Genomic DNA, 3,573 nt, shown 5'->3' with positions numbered 1-3,573 from the left:
GGCCGGGCGGACCGCGTGGCGCGGGTCAGATCCGGCGGGCGCCGTTGAACGGCATGGCGTTGATGTTCGAGACCTTGACCGGGGTCCTCGAGTTCACCGCGTTCACGACCTTGCCGCCACCGATGTAGATGCCGACGTGGCTGACGGGTCTGTAGAAGAAGACCAGGTCACCGGGGCGGAGGTCGGACTTCGCGACCGGCCTGCCCACCCTGGACATCGCCCGGCTGTTGCGGGGCAGGGAGACGCCGGCGTTCTTGTAGGCCCAGCTCACCAGTCCTGAGCAGTCGAAGGCGTTGGGGCCGGTTGCGCCCCAGCGGTACGGGGCACCGAGCTTGCTCATCGCGTGGCTGACGGCTCTCGCCCCGACGGCGCTGGGCCTGGACAGGGCGACGGTTTCCACCGGCAGCTCGACGGTGGCGGGGGAGTTCACCGGCGCTGCGGGGGTCACTGCGGGTTCTGGTGCTGCTGCAGGTGCTGCTGTGGGTGCTGCGGTGGGGGCGGCCACGCCGTTGAGGGCGGGCAGGACGCCGACGAGAGCGGCGGCAGCGGTGGCGGTGGCCGTGATGGCGGCGCGGGTTGCCAGAGCAGGGATGTGCATGGGCACGGATGCGGTTCCTCGGGGTGAGCACCGCCCGACGTACGGCCGCCGAACCGGGGAGCTGGCGGCGTCAACGGGGAGCGAGTACGCGCAGCCGCCGAAGTTCCCGGCCGTGCCGCACCCCGCCCGTCAGACGGTGACCCTGCGCCCCCCGCTCCGGGTGAGCGGCGGTGCCGGCAGGGCCGTCCGAGACGCTACGAAGGCGTTTCACTAATTCGGCATGACGTATCTCTCAATGAAGCAACCCCAATATGTGATCGTGATCACCGATGTTTCCACCCGAATAGTGGAGTGTGCCGGCGCCGACCTGCCAGGCGGGTCTCGGCAATTGCGTAGATCGTCCCCGGCCTACTGTCGATCAGGGGGCCATTGGCGTTGCCAATAATCCGAAAGAGTGAAAATCTATTGCGTTATGAAATGAAGTTGATCGCACGAAAAGGTTGTGCCCGCGGAACGAAAAAAGCAGCCGGCCCCGGCTGCGGCGGGTGCCGCGGCCGGGGCCGGTGGATGCGGAAGGCGGGGGTGTCAGCGCTCCCGCTCGCCGCGGATGAACTCCTCCACGGCCCGCCGGGCCTCGTCGTCGCTGTACTGCTCCGGCGGAGACTTCATGAAGTAGCTCGACGGCGACAGCAGCGGGCCGCCGATGCCCCGATCCTTGGCGATCTTCGCCGCGCGCACGGCGTCGATGATGATGCCGGCCGAGTTGGGCGAGTCCCAGACCTCGAGCTTGTACTCCATGTTCAATGGCACGTCCCCGAAAGCACGGCCCTCGAGTCGCACGTACGCCCACTTGCGGTCGTCGAGCCACGCCACGTAGTCCGACGGTCCGATATGGACATTGTCCTTGCCGAGATCCCGGTCGACCTGCGACGTGACCGACTGCGTCTTGGAGACCTTCTTCGACTCCAGCCGCTCGAGCTCCTTCATGTTCAGGAAGTCCATGTTCCCGCCCACGTTGAGCTGCATGGTGCGGTCGAGCTGCACGCCGCGGTCCTCGAAGAGCTTCGCCAGCACCCGGTGGGTGATGGTGGCGCCCACCTGGCTCTTGATGTCGTCACCGACGATGGGCACACCGGCCACGCGGAACTTCTCGGCCCACACGGGGTCGGAGGCGATGAACACCGGCAGCGCGTTGACGAACGCCACGCCGGCGTCGATGGCGGCCTGCGCGTAGAACCGGTCGGCCGCCTCGCTCCCCACCGGGAGGTAGGACACGAGCACGTCGGCTCCGGTGTCCCGGAGCACCTGTGCGACGTCGACCGGCTGCTCGTCGGACTCCGTGATCGTCTCACGGTAGAACCGGCCCAACCCGTCGAGCGTGTGCCCACGCTGCACGGGCACGTCGAGCGGCGGCACGTCGGAGATCTTGATCGTGTTGTTCTCGCTGGCGCCGATGGCCTCGGAGAGGTCACGACCGACCTTCTTGGCATCCACGTCGAACGCGGCGACGAACGTGATGTCCCGGACGTGATAGCCGCCGAAGTCGACGTGCATCAGTCCAGGAACGCGGGTGGCCGGGTCGGCGTCCGCGTAGTAGTGAACGCCCTGTACGAGCGACGCTGCGCAGTTCCCGACGCCGACGACGGCGACACGGACCTGAGTCATGGCCGGCTCCTCCTCATGTTTCTGTGTGCCCAGGCCCTGGCTCGCGGGTCCCTGGGTGGTCGGTATCCGAGTGGTGGTCGGCAGCGTCGCCGGTGCCGCTGTCCTGCTGCGCCCGCTCGGTGGCGATCAGCTCGTTGAGCCAGCGCACCTCGCGCTCACTCGTGTCGAGGCCGAGCTGGTGCAGCTCCCGGGTGTATCGGTCGATCTGTGCACCTGCCTTGGCCAGCGTCGACCGCAGCCCCTCGCGGCGTTCCTCGACGGCGCGCCTGCGGCCTTCGAGGATCCGCATCCGGGCCTCTGCCGGGGTGCGGGAGAAGAAGGCGAGGTGCACGCCGAAGCTCTCGTCGTCCCACGACTGGGGGCCGGACTCGCTCAGCAGCTCCGCGAAGCGCTCCTTGCCCTCCGCGGTGATGCGGTAGACGCGCCTGGCCCGCCGGGACCACGCGCCCGGCTCGGGCGTCTGCTCCGGATCCTCGACGATCAGGCCGGCGCGCGTCAGGCGGCGCAGCGCCGGGTAGAGCGAGCCGTAGGAGAACACCCGGAACCCGCCCAGCCGCAACCCGAGCTGTTTGCGCAGTTCATAGCCGTGTACCGGGGCCTCGTGCAGCAGGCCGAGGATCGCGAGCTCCAGCACGACGACCCACCTGCCTCTCTGCCCGATGCCGGCACCCAGTGTATCGGCTCGATACATCTACCCGCTGTGTCGAGATGTACGCCACCCACTGAACGAGTGCACCGGAGGCGTTCCCAACAGGGGGCGTGACAGCCCGCGTACCCTGGCCGGGTGCGCACCCAGCGACAGGTGGTCGACTACGCGTTGCAGCGTCGGGCGCTGCTCGCAGAGGTCCACTCCGGTCGGGTCGGGGTTGCCGAGGTCTGCGACGCCAGCCCGTACCTGCTCCGAGCCGCGCGGTTCCATGGTGAGCCCACCGACCAGACCTGTCCGGTCTGCCGCAAGGAGCGGCTCACCCAGGTCTCGTGGATCTTCGGTGACGCGCTCAAGCATGCGGCGGGTTCGGCCCGCAAGCCCGAGGAGATCGAGCAACTGGCGAACTCCTACGCCGATTTCTCCGTCTACGTGGTGGAGGTCTGCCGCACCTGTAGCTGGAACCATCTCGTGCTGTCCTACGTCATGGGCACTGGTGACGCTCCCCCCACCAGTGGTCGCAGATCAGATCGACGCAGGACCGCCGCCGAGTGACCGAGTCCCAACCCCCGAACCTCCGGAGCACCGGTGAGTGATCAGCACCACCCCCGGTTCGGCATGGCCGGAGGCCCCGGCCAGACGCCGCCGGGTGCCCCTGGTCCCCGATCCGGCCCTCCGCCGCGTCCCCCGATGCCCGGCGGCGGCATGGGACGCCCTCCGGGGA

At 68.6% G+C, this 3,573-nt stretch carries 4 protein-coding genes; 1 reads left to right on the top strand and 3 read right to left on the bottom strand.

Annotated features, from left to right (window positions below):
- Positions 1 to 25 precede the first annotated feature (25 nt).
- From HF577_RS36850 to HF577_RS36840, 3 genes are all read right to left on the bottom strand, one after another.
- On the bottom strand, positions 26 to 598 hold the full coding sequence (locus HF577_RS36850; protein ID WP_169400628.1) for a C40 family peptidase: 573 nt from the start codon (positions 596 to 598) through the stop codon (positions 26 to 28).
- 525 nt (positions 599 to 1,123) lie between these two features.
- The gene (locus HF577_RS36845; protein WP_169400627.1) at positions 1,124 to 2,203 is read right to left on the bottom strand and encodes an inositol-3-phosphate synthase; all 1,080 of its coding nucleotides are present in this window, start codon (positions 2,201 to 2,203) and stop codon (positions 1,124 to 1,126) included.
- Positions 2,204 to 2,216: 13 nt separating this feature from the next.
- Positions 2,217 to 2,837 carry a PadR family transcriptional regulator gene (locus tag HF577_RS36840; RefSeq protein ID WP_169400626.1) on the bottom strand — a complete coding sequence of 207 codons (621 nt, stop codon included), beginning with the start codon at positions 2,835 to 2,837 and terminating at the stop codon, positions 2,217 to 2,219.
- A gap of 150 nt (positions 2,838 to 2,987) precedes the next feature.
- On the opposite strand from HF577_RS36840, the gene HF577_RS36835 reads away from it, so the two are divergent.
- The gene (locus HF577_RS36835) at positions 2,988 to 3,404 is read left to right on the top strand and encodes a DUF5318 domain-containing protein (RefSeq protein WP_169400625.1); all 417 of its coding nucleotides are present in this window, start codon (positions 2,988 to 2,990) and stop codon (positions 3,402 to 3,404) included.
- The last annotated feature ends 169 nt before the right edge of the window (positions 3,405 to 3,573 follow it).

Origin of the sequence: Pseudonocardia xinjiangensis, assembly GCF_012911925.1 — a bacterium.
Classification (GTDB): Bacteria; Actinomycetota; Actinomycetes; order Mycobacteriales; family Pseudonocardiaceae; genus Pseudonocardia; species Pseudonocardia xinjiangensis.
The sequence above is the reverse complement of the archived record's forward strand: the minus strand, read 5'-3'. Positions and strand labels throughout refer to the sequence as shown.

What these genes read in the sequence shown, in the direction of transcription:
- HF577_RS36850 (WP_169400628.1), bottom strand. Translation starts at nt 598, where the DNA reads ATGCACATCCCTGCTCTGGCAACCCGCGCCGCCATCACGGCCACCGCC.
- HF577_RS36845 (WP_169400627.1), bottom strand. Translation starts at nt 2,203, where the DNA reads ATGACTCAGGTCCGTGTCGCCGTCGTCGGCGTCGGGAACTGCGCAGCG.